This is a genomic window from Yokenella regensburgei, assembly GCF_051486985.1.
In the GTDB taxonomy this organism is placed as follows: Bacteria; Pseudomonadota; Gammaproteobacteria; order Enterobacterales; family Enterobacteriaceae; genus CBFFRJ01.
Map to the genome: position 1 here is coordinate 1 of NZ_JAHVDV010000028.1, position 17,410 is coordinate 17,410.

18 protein-coding genes and 1 pseudogene are annotated in these 17,410 nt (G+C 55.0%); 17 read left to right on the top strand and 2 right to left on the bottom strand.

The genetic code is table 11. The annotated features are described in order from the left end of the window. From KXR87_RS17745 to ruvX, 10 genes and pseudogenes are all read left to right on the top strand, one after another. Positions 1 to 2,383, top strand: a 2,383-nt coding sequence (locus KXR87_RS17745; RefSeq protein ID WP_437433537.1) for an RHS repeat-associated core domain-containing protein, incomplete at its 5' end; no start/stop codon positions are given. Continuing rightward, positions 2,380 to 2,961 (top strand): hypothetical protein, encoded by a 582-nt coding sequence (locus tag KXR87_RS17750; RefSeq protein ID WP_437433538.1) that lies wholly within the window; start codon positions 2,380 to 2,382, stop codon positions 2,959 to 2,961. The genes KXR87_RS17745 and KXR87_RS17750, both read left to right, overlap by 4 nt. Before the next feature lie 31 nt (positions 2,962 to 2,992). Continuing rightward, positions 2,993 to 3,815, top strand: a pseudogene (locus tag KXR87_RS17755) (RHS repeat-associated core domain-containing protein); the annotation flags it as partial. A gap of 2 nt (positions 3,816 to 3,817) precedes the next feature. Further along, complete coding sequence (locus KXR87_RS17760) at positions 3,818 to 4,336, top strand: hypothetical protein (protein ID WP_437433539.1); 519 nt, start codon at positions 3,818 to 3,820, stop codon at positions 4,334 to 4,336. Positions 4,337 to 5,007: 671 nt separating this feature from the next. Beyond that, entirely contained in the window at positions 5,008 to 5,508 is a 501-nt protein-coding gene (locus tag KXR87_RS17765) for a SprT family zinc-dependent metalloprotease (protein ID WP_437433540.1), read from the top strand. 95 nt (positions 5,509 to 5,603) lie between these two features. Beyond that, a complete protein-coding gene (gene endA, locus KXR87_RS17770) occupies positions 5,604 to 6,302 on the top strand; it encodes a deoxyribonuclease I (protein WP_437433541.1) in 699 nt (232 codons plus the stop codon). A 113-nt stretch (positions 6,303 to 6,415) separates the two neighbouring features. Continuing rightward, positions 6,416 to 7,147, top strand: coding sequence for a 16S rRNA (uracil(1498)-N(3))-methyltransferase (gene rsmE, locus KXR87_RS17775; RefSeq protein WP_437433542.1), 732 nt, complete (start codon positions 6,416 to 6,418; stop codon positions 7,145 to 7,147). A 13-nt stretch (positions 7,148 to 7,160) separates the two neighbouring features. Then, positions 7,161 to 8,108, top strand: a complete 948-nt coding sequence (gshB, locus tag KXR87_RS17780; protein WP_437433543.1) for a glutathione synthase — start codon at positions 7,161 to 7,163, stop codon at positions 8,106 to 8,108. A gap of 300 nt (positions 8,109 to 8,408) precedes the next feature. Beyond that, positions 8,409 to 8,972 (top strand): YqgE/AlgH family protein, encoded by a 564-nt coding sequence (locus KXR87_RS17785; protein WP_437433544.1) that lies wholly within the window; start codon positions 8,409 to 8,411, stop codon positions 8,970 to 8,972. Next, complete coding sequence (gene ruvX / locus KXR87_RS17790; protein ID WP_437433545.1) at positions 8,972 to 9,388, top strand: Holliday junction resolvase RuvX; 417 nt, start codon at positions 8,972 to 8,974, stop codon at positions 9,386 to 9,388. Before KXR87_RS17785 ends, ruvX begins: the two co-directional genes overlap by 1 nt. A gap of 137 nt (positions 9,389 to 9,525) precedes the next feature. Here ruvX and KXR87_RS17795 read toward each other — a convergent pair whose 3' ends face one another. Next, positions 9,526 to 10,218 carry an IclR family transcriptional regulator domain-containing protein gene (locus KXR87_RS17795; protein WP_437433546.1) on the bottom strand — a complete coding sequence of 231 codons (693 nt, stop codon included), beginning with the start codon at positions 10,216 to 10,218 and terminating at the stop codon, positions 9,526 to 9,528. A gap of 64 nt (positions 10,219 to 10,282) precedes the next feature. On the opposite strand from KXR87_RS17795, the gene KXR87_RS17800 reads away from it, so the two are divergent. Continuing rightward, a complete protein-coding gene (locus tag KXR87_RS17800; RefSeq protein ID WP_437433547.1) occupies positions 10,283 to 12,541 on the top strand; it encodes an FAD-dependent oxidoreductase in 2,259 nt (752 codons plus the stop codon). Here KXR87_RS17800 and KXR87_RS17805 read toward each other — a convergent pair. Further along, positions 12,538 to 13,518, bottom strand: coding sequence for a type IV pilus twitching motility protein PilT (locus KXR87_RS17805; protein ID WP_437433548.1), 981 nt, complete (start codon positions 13,516 to 13,518; stop codon positions 12,538 to 12,540). The genes KXR87_RS17800 and KXR87_RS17805 overlap by 4 nt on opposite strands. Positions 13,519 to 13,535: 17 nt before the next feature. On the opposite strand from KXR87_RS17805, the gene KXR87_RS17810 reads away from it, so the two are divergent. From KXR87_RS17810 to KXR87_RS17835, 6 genes are all read left to right on the top strand, one after another. After that, positions 13,536 to 14,240 (top strand): YggS family pyridoxal phosphate-dependent enzyme, encoded by a 705-nt coding sequence (locus KXR87_RS17810; protein ID WP_437433549.1) that lies wholly within the window; start codon positions 13,536 to 13,538, stop codon positions 14,238 to 14,240. A gap of 18 nt (positions 14,241 to 14,258) precedes the next feature. Beyond that, complete coding sequence (locus tag KXR87_RS17815; RefSeq protein WP_437433550.1) at positions 14,259 to 14,822, top strand: YggT family protein; 564 nt, start codon at positions 14,259 to 14,261, stop codon at positions 14,820 to 14,822. Further along, positions 14,819 to 15,109 (top strand): DUF167 family protein YggU, encoded by a 291-nt coding sequence (gene yggU, locus KXR87_RS17820; protein WP_437433551.1) that lies wholly within the window; start codon positions 14,819 to 14,821, stop codon positions 15,107 to 15,109. The genes KXR87_RS17815 and yggU overlap by 4 nt, the downstream gene beginning before the upstream one ends. A gap of 8 nt (positions 15,110 to 15,117) precedes the next feature. After that, positions 15,118 to 15,711: an XTP/dITP diphosphatase gene (locus tag KXR87_RS17825; protein ID WP_437433552.1), complete on the top strand. Its 594-nt coding sequence runs from the start codon at positions 15,118 to 15,120 to the stop codon at positions 15,709 to 15,711. Beyond that, on the top strand, positions 15,704 to 16,846 hold the full coding sequence (gene hemW / locus KXR87_RS17830) for a radical SAM family heme chaperone HemW (RefSeq protein WP_437433553.1): 1,143 nt from the start codon (positions 15,704 to 15,706) through the stop codon (positions 16,844 to 16,846). Before KXR87_RS17825 ends, hemW begins: the two co-directional genes overlap by 8 nt. Positions 16,847 to 16,909: 63 nt before the next feature. Continuing rightward, entirely contained in the window at positions 16,910 to 17,272 is a 363-nt protein-coding gene (locus KXR87_RS17835; protein ID WP_437433554.1) for a DUF559 domain-containing protein, read from the top strand. The last annotated feature ends 138 nt before the right edge of the window (positions 17,273 to 17,410 follow it).

Sequence of the window (17,410 nt, forward strand, 5' to 3'; positions counted from 1 at the left end):
TGCCGCAGGCCATAAGACGCAGTATGACTACAACGCGGCGGGCGACCTCACCACCGTGATTCACCCGGACGGCAGCACACAGACCACGGAGTACGACGCCGCCGGACGCCCGGTCAGCACCACGCAGGGCGGGCTGACGCGGCGGATGGCATACGATGCGGCCGGGCGCGTCAGCGGGCTGGTCAACGAGAACGGCGGCCGCACAACCTTCACGTATGACGCGCTGGACAGGCGGGTGCAGGAGACCGGTTTTGACGGCCGGACGCAGCGTTACCACTACAGCGTCACTGGTCAGCTTATCTGCAGCGAGGATGAGGGCCTTGTGACCCGGTGGCACTATGATGCGTCGGACCGGCTCAGCCACCGCACCGTGGACGGTGAACCGGCAGAGCAGTGGCAGTACGATGAGCGTGGCTGGCTGACGGAAACCAGCCATGTCAGTGAAGGCCATCGCGTTGCCGTGCACTACGACTATCATGAAAACGGTCGCCTGTGCCGCGAGCGACAGACCGTCCATGCCCCGCAGACAGACGCCCTGCTCTGGCAGCACGTCACAAAACACGCCCACCACCACGGGCTGGCGAACCGGACCACCCCGGACCGTCTGCCACCCGTGGAATGGCTCACCTACGGCAGCGGTCATCTGGCCGGCATGAAGCTCGGGGAGACCCCGCTTATCAGCTTCACCCGCGACAGGCTGCACCGGGAAACGCAGCGTGACTTCGGCACTTATGAGCAGAACACGCACTACAGCGCCTCCGGGCAGCTGCTGAGCCACACGCTCAGTGACCCGGTGCTGAACCGGGAATACGGCTATAACGACAACGGGCAGCTGGTACGCATCAGCCAGGAAAACGCGGACCAGCATTACCGGTATGACGGCACGGGGCGACTCGTCGGTACACAGCACCCCGACCTGTTGCAGCGTTACGCCACCGACCCGGCCGGGAACCGTCTGGCTGACCGGGTCGCGCACCCCGCCCTGCCCGCCGTGTGGCCGGACAACCGTATCAGCGGGGATGCGGAGAGTTTTTACCATCATGACGGCCATGGCAGACTCACCGGGCGGGACGAGCGGATAATCCGCGACGGCGGCAGCCACTGCCACCGGTATCACTATGACCACCAGCACCGGCTGGTGCAGTACACCCGCAGCCAGCAGGACCACACTCTGACCACCGCCCGCTACCTGTACGACCCGCTGGGCCGTCGCACCGGCAAAGTGGTACGCGAAACACCCCGTGACGGCCGCCCGGAGCAGGTCAGCCGCGTCTGGTACGGCTGGGACGGCGACCGCCTGACCACCACGCAGACGGACACCACCCGCATCCAGACAGTGTACCTCCCGGGCAGCTTCACACCCCTGCTGCGCATCACAACCACCACGGATGAGCTGAACAAATCCCTGCGCCGCAGCCTGGCCGAAAAACTGCAGCAGGACGGCGGAGTCACCTTCCCGCCAGAGCTGGTCAGCCTGCTCGACCGGCTGGAAGGCGAACTGCGAAGCGGCAACCTCAGCGAACAGAGTCAGCAGTGGCTGGCACAGTGTGGTCTGACGGCAGAGCGGATGCAGAACCAGCTGGAACCGGTGCACACACCGCAGCGCACAATTCACCTGTACCACTGCGACCACCGCGGCCTGCCCCTGGCGCTCATCAACGGTGAGGGAAAAACAGACTGGTCAGCAGAATACGACGCCTGGGGGAATGTGCTCAGTGAAAATAACCCGCACAATCTGGAACAACACCTGCGCCTGCCGGGCCAGCAGTATGATGAAGAAACCGGGCTGCACTATAACCGTCACCGTTATTACGACCCGCGTCAGGGACGGTATATCACGCAGGATCCGATTGGGTTGATGGGAGGATGGAATTTGTATGCGTATCCTTTAAATCCCATTAGCTGGATTGATTCACTTGGGCTTGCATCTAAATATGGTCACTTAAAGAATGGTGGTTATGGAGCGAGACCTACCCCACCACCAAAGCCCAACCCGAGTAAACTGCCTGGCATAGCGGAAAAATTAATGCCGAAATATTCTATTGACCAGGCCAGCAGCGAGCCCAATGTTTTCAAAACATTTTTCACAGCATTCAGCCCTTACGACTACACACCGTATTGTAAAAAGTGGGTGAAACCAAATCTGACCTGTACACAGTGGGATGATCCCAACTATCCAGGGATGGATACAAAAACAGCACGCGACTACCTGTCAAAGGAGGAGTGGCCAATAGATAAATTGCCTGCGGGATATACCTGTGCAGAGCCTTATTTATTCCCAGACCTTGATGACCCCGGAGGACCAGCAACGGCAGGGATAGATGATTTGTCTGAGTTATTTATTAAAGGAATGCAGAGAACAGGAAGAGGAGTAAGGAAATGAAACGCGTTATATTATTGCTGACAGCCCTCATTAATTTTGATTTGCAAGCGTCTTGTGAAATACAGCCTGAAAATCAAGTTTGCCTTACCATGTTTACTAAGAGCAGCATTGCTTCCTCATTTCCCGTTTTAAACGTTAAACCGGTATGGAAATGGTATCAGCGTGAAGATATAGGAGAATACTATTGGCAAACAGAACTGGGTACATGTAAAAATAATAAATTTATGCCAAATAGCGCCAGGATACTAATTCGCCTTGGGTCGCTACGTATTAACGAAACTCCTCCAGCCGAAGGAGCCTTACAGGATTTGCTGGACGCCGCCGATAAAATAGCTTTTTTCGATAACAGGTCTATTAATAAGGATGTGATGAGCCATATAAGAGGGGCATTTGTACAAAAAAAGAGCAGCGACCCGGCACAGTTGCTGGCAATCCTTGATAATTCAATCATGGTAAAATACTTCAAAGCGGAGAAGTCAACTTATGCCCGCATGACAGCACATCTTCCTGAGAAAAATGAGTCTTACGAATGTGTAACGGAAATACAATATGGCGTGCTTCGTAGTGAAAGAAAATAAAATATATAACTGAGGAAATATACGTTAGACGCAGATGTTGCGGCTGGAAGGCGAACTGCGAAGCGGCAACCTCAGCGAACAGAGTCAGCAGTGGCTGGCACAGTGTGGTCTGACGGCAGAGCGGATGCAGAACCAGCTCGAACCGGTGCACACCCCGCAGCGCACTGTCCACCTGTACCACTGCGACCACCGCGGGCTGCCGCTGGCGCTCATCAACGGTGAGGAAAAAACAGACTGGTCAGCGGACTATGACGCCTGGGGGAAGGTGCTCAGTGAAAATAACCCGCATCATCTGGTACAACACCTGCGCCTGCCGGGCCAGCAGTATGACGAAGAAACCGGCCTGCATTACAACCGACACCGTTATTACGACCCCCATCAGAGGCGGTATATCACGCAGGATCCGATTGGGCTGGCGGGGGGGATGGAATTTGTACACGTATCCGCTGGACCCGGTTATGGGGGTGGATCCGCTGGGGTTGTGGGCTTTTGCTATTCCAGCCATACTTGAAGGAATTAACTGGTTATTCTGGGGAAGTGCGGCAGCAGGTGGTGCTGTTTTAGCTACATCTGGGGATTCGGAGCAGTCCAAAACAAATACAGAAAGCCTAACGAAATGTGAGGAGAAAAAAACATGTCCACCATGTATTCCCCCTACAGGAACTATTTGTGTCGGCTCAATTCATACTGAGCATGATCATAAAGGTAAAAAACCACATTTTCACACCTATAAGATGAATCAGAATCCCAAAAACTGTGAATGTAACTGGAATAAAAGAAAAAAAGATGAGCATACTTTAAACTCTCAACCGCCAGGAATTCAACCCTGTATAGCCTATGGGTATAAGGTGTAAAGATGGATGAATTAACTAACTACATATTGCTAGGCTTTGATGTTCGCCTGAATACAGATAGAATAAGAAGTGTAGATATTCTTGTTTGGCCACAAGCAGAAGATGTTATAAATAAACTATACAATCTGGGCTGTAAAGAAAATTTACTTCAACTCCTGGATTGTAGAGAGGATGAAATAGAAAGAGTAGTCGATAAAAATTCAATAGCTGTAGCTATTGCTGTTTCATCCGAAGGGTTAAAGAAAATGGAAGAAGTACTTTTTCACGATATGATAGAATCTCCTGGATCTCCAGTCTATCTACTGAACAGAGGATGGGAGTTTGCTGGTTATGATATCGCTGATGGAAATGGTTATTTCTCAATATTTGGGATTGATTCCTTATCACCTAAAATGAACATTCCTACTAATCTTTTCTCTCTGAAAAAAGATGCCGATTTTTTTATAGAGCCTGCCTCTGAACTATATCCAGAGCATATACCCTTTGTAAACTTTGCGGTTTTTACATACACAAATAGATAGTGTTTCGATAATAACCAGTGGCTTGTCAGGTTCAGATTAGTGCCGGAGCAGATGGAGGGACAATTGGAACTGACGTATGGGTCCCAAAGGAAATCATTCTGGCCCTCACGGTCTGCCGCTGGCGCTGGCGAAGCGGGACAGCAGTGTGATGAGGAAACAGGGCTGTATTATAACCGGCACCGGTATTATGACTGCAGTATGGTAAGTGATTTCTCAACTGAAATTGTGTTGTTCTTAGGCAAGTTAAAACTAACATTAAATCTAATAAGATAACGCCACTCCCGAAGTCATTTAATATTAAAAAATATTTTATGATCATCAATGCAATGGTACATTATAAAAAACATCCCTAAAAAAACTAAAAAGAAAAAGCACATTACCTTCTCGCCGTTAAAGACAATCAAGGTAAATTGTATAATACCTTTTAGGCAAATTTCCCAGTGAAATTAGTTTCAGGGCATTGCTAAGCGCATGTTACATAGAGGATCTGCTCGCAGCCTGCATCGCGCCTGGATTTCGCAGAGAAAAAAAAATTTTAATTCATGATCTTGCCCTACTGACTGCCGTTCCTATTGGTCCATGCTAAAACGCGATGAATCTTAAAAAGCCTCACCCAACCCGGTGAGGCTTTCTCTTGCACTCCCCTGCTCGGCCCCCTATCCTCTGCCGGTATGAAAACCACCCGTCTCCCCATCGCCACTCAGCAGGCCGTTATGCGTAGCCTGCGGGAAAAACTCGCCCTCGCAAACCATAAGCTGGAACGCAACTATCCTGAACCGAAGCTGCTTTACCAACAACGCGGCACGGCGGCGGGTACCGCCTGGCTCAATAGCTGGGAAATTCGCCTTAATCCGGTGCTTTTGCTGGAAAACGAGCAGGCATTTATCGATGAAGTCGTGCCGCATGAGCTGGCGCATCTGCTGGTGTGGAAGCATTTTGGTCGTGTCCCGCCCCACGGTAAAGCGTGGAAATGGATGATGGAGAGCGTGCTCGGCGTGCCCGCCAGGCGCACGCATCAGTTCGAGCTTGAGTCCGTTCAGCGCAATACGTTCCCGTATAAGTGCAAATGCCAACAGCACCAGTTAACCGTCCGCCGACATAACCGTGTGGTCCGTGGTGAAACGACTTATCGCTGCGTGCACTGCGGTGAAACCCTGGTGCCGGAGTGCTAATTACAAGAACCATTAAGAACGTTTTGTGCACCAACTGATTGCATCCCGGAACCGCTTCCGCTACGTTGCGCACTTCATTTGACAGGGAGTGCACCATGTTCCGTATCATCTTCTCTTTATTGTGGGTTCTTGTGGCCGTGCCAGCCTTTGCCGAGGGTATTAACAGCTTTTCTCAGGCCAAAGCGGCGGGCGTTAAAGTGAATGCAGACGTACCCGGCGATTTTTACTGCGGCTGTAAAATCAACTGGCAGGGCAAAAAAGGGGTCGTTGACCTGGCCTCCTGCGGCTATCAGGTGCGTAAAAATGAAAACCGCGCCAGCCGTATTGAGTGGGAGCATGTGGTTCCCGCCTGGCAGTTTGGTCATCAGCGCCAGTGCTGGCAGGACGGTGGGCGTAAGAACTGCGCCAAAGATCCGGTCTATCGCAAAATAGAAAGCGATATGCACAACCTGCAACCGGCGGTGGGTGAAGTGAATGCCGATCGCGGCAACTTTATGTACAGCCAGTGGAACGGCGGTGAAGGGCAATATGGTCGCTGCGAAATGAAGGTCGACTTCAAGGCTAAACTGGCCGAACCGCCTGCCCGCGCTCGTGGTGCAATTGCCCGCATCTACTTCTATATGCGCGATCAGTATCAGCTCACGCTCTCTCGTCAGCAGGCCCAGCTCTTTACCGCCTGGGATAAACTCTACCCGGTGACCGACTGGGAGTGCACCCGTGATGCGCGCATTGCCAACGTCCAGGGCAACCACAACCCGTACGTGCAGCGCGCTTGCATGGCGCGAAAGAGCTAACCTACACTAGCGGCAATTGTTAATCTGGTGCCGCCCTCCCCCTGAAGGCGGGGGGCACGGTCGCGCTACGGGTGAGAAGAAAGCACACCCCATTTCATACGGAACACTGAACTATGCGTATTCCCCGCATCTATCACCCTGAACCTGTTCAGACAGGCGCTGAAATCGCCCTTGACGACGACGCCGCAAACCACGTGGGCCGCGTCCTGCGCATGGTTCAGGGGCAGTCTCTCCAGCTGTTTGATGGCTCAAACCAGGTGTTTGACGCACAAATCCTCCGTGCCGATAAAAAAAACGTTATCGTTAAAATCAGTCACGGTGAAGTCGACGATCGGGAATCGCCGCTGCATATTCACCTGGGGCAGGTCATGTCCAGGGGTGAAAAAATGGAATTCACTATCCAGAAATCGATCGAACTGGGTGTAAGCCTCATTACGCCACTTTTTTCCGAGCGATGTGGCGTTAAACTGGATGCCGAGCGCCTGAATAAGAAGCTCGGGCAGTGGCAGAAAATTGCCATTGCCGCCTGTGAACAGTGTGGTCGTAACCGGGTGCCGGAAATTCGCCCGGCAATGGATCTCGAAGCCTGGTGTGCAGAAGAGGAAAACGGCCTTAAGCTTAACCTTCATCCTCGCGCCAGCCAGAGCATTAATACGCTGCCGTTACCGGTTGAGCGTGTACGCTTGTTGATTGGCCCGGAAGGCGGTCTGACCGCCGATGAGATTGCCATGACCGCACGTTACCAGTTTACTGATATTCTGTTGGGACCCCGCGTATTGCGCACTGAGACAACGGCCCTGACCGCCATCACCGCCCTGCAGGTACGTTTTGGCGATTTAGGTTAAACGGAGAAGCATAATGATTAAGCTCGGCATCGTGATGGACCCCATCGCGCAGATTAATATCAAAAAAGACTCCAGCTTTGCCATGCTGCTCGAAGCGCAGCGTCGCGGCTATGAACTGCACTACATGGAAATGGCAGATCTTTACCTTATCAATGGTGAAGCCCGTGCCCGTACCCGTCTGCTTAGCGTCGAGCAAAATTACGACAAATGGTACGACTTTAGTAGCGAGCAGGAGATTGAGCTCGCCTCGCTGGATGTCGTGCTGATGCGCAAAGACCCGCCGTTTGATACCGAATTTATCTACGCGACTTACATCCTTGAGCGCGCCGAAGAGAAAGGCACGCTGATCGTTAACAAACCGCAGAGCCTGCGCGACTGTAACGAAAAACTCTTCACCGCCTGGTTCCCTGAGCTGACGCCTGAAACCCTGGTCACGCGAAATAAAGCGCAGCTTAAGGCTTTCTGGCAAAAACATACCGATATCATCCTCAAACCGCTGGATGGTATGGGCGGTACCTCTATCTTCCGCGTGAAAGAGGGCGATCCTAACCTCGGCGTGATCGCTGAAACCCTGACCGAACTCGGCACCCGTTACTGTATGGCGCAAAACTACCTGCCAGCCATCAAAGACGGCGACAAACGCGTGTTAGTGGTCGATGGTGAGCCAGTACCGTACTGCCTGGCGCGCATCCCACAGGGCGGCGAAACACGTGGCAATCTGGCAGCCGGTGGCCGCGGTGAGCCGCGCCCCTTGACCGAGAGCGACTGGGCAATTGCCCGCCGTGTTGCACCGACGCTTAAAGCCAAAGGGCTGATTTTCGTGGGTCTGGATATCATTGGCGACCGTCTGACGGAGATTAACGTCACCAGTCCAACCTGCATTCGTGAAATCGAAGCGGAGTTCCCTGTCTCCATCACCGGTATGTTGATGGATGCCATTGAAGCGCGTCTGGCCAAATAATGATTAGGTGCATAACACGCTAAGCTATACCCTGAATAATTCGTCTTGCTGGCAGGCGGTAAGGCAGTGACAACTTCGTCAGATACGAATTTGAACCGCCAGAGGCTGCCGTGGTGAGGCCCTTAAACTCTCAGCCGCGTACTCTGGTAAGCGGCTGAGGTGAGCAAGGCGGGCCAACGCACCGGCAACGTGAAGTAGGACGGGTATATCGCATCCCCTTAAGTCTGGCAGTGACAGCGTGTTGCTTTCCCCGCATACTGGACTGCCGCTTTTTTGAACCAGGAAACAGAACCTCTGACAATGAATTTACAGCATCACTTTCTGATTGCCATGCCTGCTCTCCAGGATCCGCTGTTTCGCCGTTCCGTGGTTTACATCTGCGAATACAACGACGATGGAGCAATGGGGCTTATCATCAATAAACCTCTGGAAAACCTGAAAGTTGAAGGGGTTCTGGACAAACTAAAAATTCACCCGGAGGAGCGCGATCCGGCGATCCGTCTGGATAAACCCGTGCTGTTAGGTGGGCCGCTGGCGGAAGACCGCGGCTTTATACTGCACACGCCGCCGAACAACTTCTCCTCCAGCATCCGCGTGTCTGATAACACCATCATCACCACATCCCGTGATGTACTGGAGACGATGGGCACCGCCAGTCAGCCAAAAGAGGTGCTGGTCGCTCTCGGTTATTCTTCCTGGGAGAAGGGTCAGCTTGAGCAGGAAATTCTCGATAATGCCTGGCTGACGGCCCCGGCAGATTTGAACATTTTGTTTAAAACGCCCATTGCCGAGCGCTGGCGTGAAGCGGCGAAGCTCATCGGGATTGATATTCTGACCATGCCCGGCGTGGCAGGACATGCCTGATGAGTGGCACCTTACTGGCATTTGACTTCGGAACAAAGAGTATTGGCGTTGCTATCGGACAGCGCATTACCGGGACTGCGCGTCCGCTTAGTGCGCTGAAAGCCCAGGACGGCACGCCGGACTGGAATCTCATCGAAAAATTGATAAAAGAGTGGCAGCCGGAAGCGGTGATCGTCGGGCTCCCCTTAAACATGGACGGCACGGAGCAACCGCTTACCGCGCGTGCCCGTAAGTTTGCCAACCGTATTCATGGTCGTTTCGGCGTGACGGTTACCCTGCATGACGAGCGTCTGAGCACCGTTGAAGCCCGTGCGGGGCTGTTCGAACATGGCGGTTTTCGTGCCCTTAACAAAGGCAGCATTGATTCTGCCTCTGCGGTTATTATTCTCGAAAGCTATTTCGAACAGCACCTCTGACAGAACGGGCTGAGCACGCTTCAGCCCTTCTCTTCTCCTCACAACAGCAGCCATGCTCCCTCGATCGCCCTCACAGTTTTGAGGCGACTTTTTTGCATTCCGCTAATTGTTTCTATAAAAGAAACATAAGAAAGAAATTATGGCTGTTGCGTCAGTCGTCGTGCAAGGGTGTGAAGTTCGCTCAGTCGCTCATCGACGACCGTCGCATCGACCTGCCACATTCCGGCAAACGCCAGCGCGGCGGAGTGTGCGCCGAGAGGTTTTGCCATTGAGACTTCGCCGTCGTCGTGATGCCAGACCACGCGCCCTTCGGCCCGCTGTTGGGCAACATGCGGGGCCAGTTGCTGCCACTGTTCCGCAGTGAACCGCTTTTGCAGCGTCTCATCGGTTTCGGCGGCGAGCAGCGCCATACCGATAACCGATTGCCATGCAGGCAACATATGGAAGCCCGCCAGTGCCTGAGTGACCTGAGTACCGGGTTCAGAGTGATAAATGTAGATAACCTGATCCTCCCAGAGTACGCCCATCGCTACTACGATGTCTTTGGGGGCGTAAGTTTCCAGAAGTGGCAGGGCCTGGGAAAAGAGTGAAGAACCGCGAATGGCCTGGGCTGCCAGCGCGTGAATACCCGGCCCCGGCAGGTAGCGACGTTGTTCATCCTGCATGGTCAGCCCTATAGAAGCCATGGTCATCAGCAAACGGTTCACACGTGTCGTGTTGATGCCCATCAGTCTTGCCAGCTCGCGACAGCCAATCGCGCGGCCGCTGGAGACAAGGTACTGCAGGCAGCGAATTCCATCTATCAGGCTTTGGTTCGGTTGTGAGGACATACAGGCTTATCTCGCAGGTGACATTAAGCGTCGATTTTACCGACAGTAAAGAAGGATACAAGGCATGAACATCTATCCGCAAACCGGGACGAGAACCTTTCCGTCACTGCAGTCAAAGGCCGACCTGCTGGTCGCGGGAGGAGGACTGGCCGGGCTATGTGCCGCCCTTGCTGCCGCACGGGATGGGTTGCAGGTGATACTCGTACAGGACAGACCCGTTCTGGGGGGGAATGCCTCAAGCGAAGTGCGCCTGTGGGCTAACGGCGCCACCTCTCATATGGGGAACAATAACCGCTGGGCGCGCGAAGGCGGCATCATGGGTGAGATCCTGGAGGAGAACCTCTGGCGGAATAAAGAGGGTAACCCGGTGATGTTCGATCTGGTGCTGCTCGATCTTGCCAGAAGCCAGCCGGGCCTGACGCTGCTGCTTAACACCACCATTTACGCGCTGGAAAAAACGCAAAATGCCATCACGCAGGTGAGTGCATTTAACGCCATCAATGAGACGTTTTATACCATTGCTGCCGACCAGTTTTGCGATGCGACGGGCGATGGCGTGCTCGGTTTTCTGGCGGGAGCCGAATACCGCGACGGAGCAGAAGAGGTCGATGAGCTGGGAGAGAAAATGGCTCCCGGTGATAACTTCGGCCATAAGCTGGGTCACTCTATTTATTTCTACACCAAACAGACTTCAGGCCCGGTAAATTTCGTCCCACCCTCTTTTGCCCTGCAGGACATCACCACCATTCCCCGCTATAAGCGTCTGACGTCCACGCTCAACGGTTGCGATCTGTGGTGGCTGGAATGGGGCGGACGCCTGGACACCGTGCACGCGAGCGAAGAGATCAAATGGGAGTTGTGGAAAATCGTCTGGGGTGTCTGGGACTACATTAAAAACTCCGGCGACTTTCCGGAAGCCGCTAACATGACCATTGAATGGGTCGGCATGATACCCGGTAAACGCGAAAGCCGACGTTTCGTTGGAGAGCATCTGTTGTGCCAGCAGGATATCATTGAACAACGCGACCACTACGATGCCGTAGCCTACGGAGGCTGGTCGATTGACCTGCACCCCGCCGATGGCGTTTACAGCACCCACGACGGCTGTCGCCAGTTTCACAGCAAAGGCACTTACACCATCCCTTTGCGCAGTCTCTACAGCCGCTCTCTGGATAATCTCTTCCTGACAGGCCGGCTCATTTCTGCCTCCCACGTCGCTTTTGGCAGTGCACGCGTGATGTGCACCTGCGGCCTGCTGGGTGAAGTGGTCGGTCGCGCCGCCGCGCTCTGTAAAATCCACCAGCTCACCCCGGCGCAGCTGGCAGAGCGCGACCAGGTAAAATTATTACAACAGCAGTTGCAGGCCAGCGGCTGTTACATTCCCCGTCAGTGGCTGGATGACCCGGCGCAAGGCGCTACGGTGAGCGCCAGCAGTGAATATGCCCTCACCTCGCTTTTGCCCAGTGGCAACTGGCATTCGCTGAGCGAGCGAATGGCGGTTTTACTGCCGGTAAAAGCGGGCGAGTCGCTGGGCGAAATCAGTGTGCGCCTGCGTTCGCCTTCGCACCAGCCGCTTACCCTCTCTCTGCTGGGTAGTGCCCGTAGCGGGAACTTCACCCCCGATTATCAGTACGACAGCTGCACCCTCGACGTGGATGGCGAGCAGAACTACAGGTTTAGGTTCGCCTGGCAAAGCGATCGTGACCAGTACGTTTTCCTCGCCTTTGACGCCTGCGAAAAGGTGGAGATCGCGCTGACAGATACCCAACTGCCCGGCATTATGACGGTGTTCAACAGCCTGAACGCCCGCGTCGCTAAACACACCCGCCAGGTTGCAGATGGTGATTACGGCGTCGATGAGTTCGATTTCTGGCTGCCGCGCCGTCGCCCGCATCAGGTGATGCCTGCACTCACTTTTAGCCAGCCATTAACCGTTTTTCGGGCGGAGAATGTTCTAAACGGTCGCCTGCGCCCGGAACAGCAAACCAATGCCTGGGTACCTGCTGCGGATGACCCGCACCCGACGTTGCGCTGGCAGTGGAGTGAAGCTATCCCCTTCTCAGCGCTGACGCTTATTCAGGACAACGATTTCGATAACGCGATGGAAACGGTGCAGATGGGCCATCACCAGGCAGTGACTCCGCACTGCATCACCCATTATCGACTCTGGGCTGACGACAGGTTACTTGCAGAAGTGACCAGCAATCACCATTCCGTCTGCGGGCACCGCTTGCCTGAGCCTGTTACCGCGCACGAAGTGCGCCTGGAGATCCTCGCCACCGCGGGTGCGCTCCCCGCCGTCTATTCGCTGAACATCCGTTAAAGCCAGCCCTGGGCCTGCCGCTGTTGCAGACTCTGGGCAAAGGTCTGCATACCGGCCTGCTGCCCGGTTTGCAGCAGGCCGGGTAGCTGGTGGGTTTTTCCCTCACGGATGAGGTTCGCCACCGCCGGAGTATTAATCAGTAATTCAAACAGCGCCACACGACCGCCCTGCTTGTCCGCCTCCAGCCGCTGTGCCAGCACCCCCTGCAAACTGCCGGCAAGCTGGCTGCGTACCGGGTCTTTCTCCTGGGCGGGAAAGGTATCCACAAGGCGCTCTATAGCCTGATGGGCACCCCGGGTATGCAGCGTTGCCAGCACCAGGTGCCCGGTTTCTGCCGCCGTCAGCGCCAGACGAATGGTTTCGCTGTCGCGCAGTTCCCCCAGCAAAATGACATCCGGGTCCTCACGCAGCGCGGCCCGCAAACCTGCTGCGAAAGAGATACAGTGAGGGCCAATCTCCCGCTGCTGGATCAAACAGCGCTCGCTGGAGTGAATAAACTCCACCGGATCCTCGAGCGTCAGAATATGGCCGTCGAGTTGATGATTAAGATGGCTGACCATCGCCGAGAGCGTCGTCGATTTGCCGCTACCCGTCGCACCGGTCACCAGAATCAGTCCATTCTCCCGCGCCAGCAGGTCGGGTAACAGTGGCGGTGCATCGAGGTCGGCCAGCGTCGGGCAACGGGTCGGCAGCAGTCGCAAGGCCAGAGATAGCCCCCTCTCATGGCGAAATGCGCTGGCGCGCAGCCGCTGCTGGTTTTGGGTAGTGAGCGCAAAATCCGCCTGGCCCTCATGCAGCAACTGGCGCTGCTGGCTCTCGCTTAAGCACTGACTCAGCAAGGCGTTGATATCGGGAGAGTCAAAGGGGGCTATCTCAAGCCTTCCCTGCCTGCGCCAGCGCGGCGCGTGACGATCGCACAGGTGTAGATCCGAGACATTATGCTTTACACTAAGCTCCACGATTTTTTCCATATCCATAAAGCCATCCTGGGACTATGAACGATATAGCGCATAACCTGGCACAGGTCCGGGCCAAAATCTCAGCCGCGGCAACAGCTTGCGGCCGTGATCCAGAAGAAATTACGTTGCTTGCGGTCAGTAAAACCAAACCTGCGAGCGCCGTCGCAGAAGCATTTGAGGCAGGCCATCGGGCGTTTGGTGAGAACTACGTGCAGGAAGGCGTTGATAAAATCCTTCATTTTCGCGAACAGGGCGTGAAAGGTCTGCAATGGCACTTTATTGGCCCGCTGCAATCCAACAAAAGCCGCCTGGTGGCGGAACATTTTGACTGGTGCCATACCGTTGACCGGCTCAAAATTGCCACCCGTTTAAGCGAACAGCGCCCGGCCTCGATGCCGCCGCTGAACGTGCTCATTCAGGTCAACATCAGCGACGAGCAGAGTAAATCCGGCATTACGCCAGAGGAACTGGAAGCGCTGGCAGCCCAGGTGGTGGAACTGCCGGGCATACGGTTACGCGGGCTAATGGCGATCCCCGCCCCGGAAACCGATTACGAACGTCAGTTAGCCGTGGCGCGTCAAATGGCTGTCGCATTTGACGCGCTTAAGGTACGTTACCCTGGCGTAGATACCCTTTCTTTAGGGATGTCTGACGATATGGAAGCCGCGATTGCGGCCGGAAGCACCCTTGTGCGCATCGGAACCGCCATTTTTGGCGCGCGCGATTACACAAAAAACTAAGGAAACCTGAGGAACGCCATGAATACGTTGTCCACACTCCTTTCACTGCTCATCCAGGCTTACACCATGGTACTGCTGCTGCGTATCTGGATGCAGTGGGCGCGCTGTGATTTCTACAATCCCTTTTCGCAGTTTATTGTGAAGATAACCCAGCCGATTGTTGGCCCGCTGCGCCGCGTGCTTCCTTCTATGGGGCCAATAGACAGCGCATCACTGCTGATCGCGCTGGTGCTCTGCGTCATTAAGGTATTTTTAAACCCCTATGTCACTATGGACGGCGTGTTTATCGTACTGGCCGCGCTGCTCATCATCCTCAAAACCGTCGGCTCGCTGATTTTCTGGGTACTGCTGGCGATGGCGATCATGAGCTGGGTAAGCCAGGGGCGTAGCCCGGTTGAGTACGTGCTGCTGCAACTGACCGAACCACTGCTGCGTCCGATTCGTCGTCTGCTGCCGTCGATGGGCGGCATTGATTTCTCACCGATGATCCTCGTGCTGCTGATGTATGTCATCAACATGGGCGTGATGGAGTTTCTGGCCAACACTATCGTGCCGCTGGCCTACATCTGGAGCTGGGCGTGAGTGCTGTCACTTCTGGTGACGACGGGCTGGTACTGCGGCTGTATATACAGCCAAAGGCCAGCCGTGACACGATTGTTGGGCTGCATGGCGACGAGTTGAAAGTCGCCATCACCGCCCCGCCGGTGGATGGGCAGGCTAATGCGCATCTGGTGAAATATCTTGCGAAACAGTTTCGGGTAGCTAAAAACCAGGTGCTGATTGAAAAAGGCGAACTGGGCCGCCATAAACAGGTCAAAATTACCCATCCGCAACAGATTCCTTCGGCCATTACGGCCCTGATTAAGTAGGACCCATTATGCAAAAAGTTGTTCTCGCCACCGGTAATGCCGGTAAAGTGCGCGAGCTTGCCTCGCTGCTGAGTGATTTCGGTCTGGATATTGTCGCGCAAACTGAACTGGGCGTGGATTCGGCCGACGAGACCGGGCTGACGTTTATTGAAAACGCCATTTTAAAAGCGCGCCATGCCGCTAAGGTGACCGGCCTGCCAGCCATTGCCGATGATTCCGGGCTGGCCGTTGATGCGCTGGGGGGCGCACCGGGGATCTACTCCGCGCGTTACTCTGGTGTGGACGCCACTGACGAAGCCAATCTGCAAAAACTGCTCATCACCCTGGAGGCGGTGCCGGATGACAAACGTCAGGCTCAGTTCCACTGCGTGCTGGTCTATATGCGCCATGCCGACGACCCGACCCCGCTGGTTTGCCACGGCAGTTGGCCTGGCGTGATTACGCGCGCACCTGCTGGCCAGGGCGGGTTTGGTTACGATCCGATTTTCTATGTTCCGACGGAGGGTAAAACCGCCGCCGAGCTGACTCGCGAAGAGAAGAGCGCCATCTCCCACCGTGGGCAGGCGTTGAAACTGTTACTGGAAGCATTACGTAATGGCTAAGTTGCCACCTCTGAGTCTTTATATTCACATTCCGTGGTGCGTGCAGAAATGCCCCTACTGCGATTTCAATTCCCATGCGCTTAAAGGCGAGGTGCCGCACGACGATTACGTGCAGCATCTGCTTGCCGATCTTGATATCGATGTCCCTTACGCGCAGGGGCGTGAAGTAAAGACCATCTTTATTGGTGGCGGTACGCCGAGCCTGCTCTCCGGCCCGGCGATGCAGACGCTGCTGGACGGCGTGCGTGCGCGCCTGAACCTGGCAGCGGATGCGGAAATTACGATGGAAGCCAACCCCGGAACCGTCGAAGCGGACCGCTTTGTCGATTACCAGCGGGCCGGGGTCAACCGCATCTCCATCGGCGTGCAAAGCTTTAGCGAACAAAAGTTGCAGAAGCTGGGGCGCATTCACGGTCCGGATGAAGCAAAGCGTGCCGCACACCTGGCGACGGGCCTGGGTCTGCGCAGTTTTAACCTGGATTTGATGCACGGCCTGCCGGATCAGTCACTGGAAGAAGCGCTGGATGATTTGCGCCAGGCCATTGCACTGAACCCGCCGCACCTCTCCTGGTACCAGTTAACTATTGAACCTAACACCCTGTTTGGTTCGCGCCCACCCGTGCTGCCGGACGACGATGCCTTATGGGATATCTTCGAGCGTGGTCACCAGTTGCTGACCGCCGCCGGTTATCAGCAGTACGAGACCTCGGCCTATGCGAAACCGGGTTACCAGTGCCAGCATAACCTTAACTACTGGCGCTTTGGTGACTATCTCGGCATCGGCTGCGGCGCGCACGGCAAAGTCACCTTCCCGGACGGACGTATATTGCGCACGGCGAAAACGCGCCATCCGCGCGGTTATATGCAGGGGCGCTATCTGGAACGTCAGCACGACGTAGAGGCTGCAGATAAACCGTTCGAGTTCTTTATGAACCGCTTCCGTTTGCTGGAGGCCGCACCGCGTGAAGAGTTCACTCTGTTCACGGGGCTGGACGAAAGCGTGATTCGCCCGCAGCTTGATGAGGCGCTGGCAAAAGGCTACCTCACCGAGTGCGATAAATACTGGCAAATCACCGAACACGGTAAGCTGTTCCTCAACTCCCTGCTGGAGCTGTTCCTCGCCGAAGAGTCCTGAAGCCTGCTCCAGGTTTTTGCCTCCCGTTCAGCACGCTGTGGATAGAGCTGGCAGAGTGGCGGGATGGAAATCATACGCTCACATGCAAAGCAGCTCAGGCGCGAACTGACACAAGAAGAACGACGGCTTTGGTATCTGTTACGCAGCCGTCGGTTTTCTCGTTACAAGTTTCGTCGCCAACACCCCGTTGGTCATTACATCCTTGATTTCGCTTTCTGCGAAGCGCGACTTGCCATTGAACTGGATGGTGGTCAGCATGATGAAAGGCACGAATATGATGTTCAGCGAACGGTCTGGTTGAACCAAAAAGGCTGGCACATCATTCGTTTCTGGAATAATGAATTCAGGGGAAATGAAGAGGCCGTGCTGGAGAAGATATTTGAGGTGCTGCAAACGCTGTTACCCTCACCCCGGCCCTCTCCCTGAAAGGGAGAGGGAGAAAAGCCGCACTCGCCTCGCTCTGTGCCCGGGCCTGCCTGGAGAGAGAGGGAAACGGCACCTCGAGCAGCCCCCTCGCCTTTTAGGGAGAGGGGGAAAGCGGCACTACTGCCTGACACGCCTCGA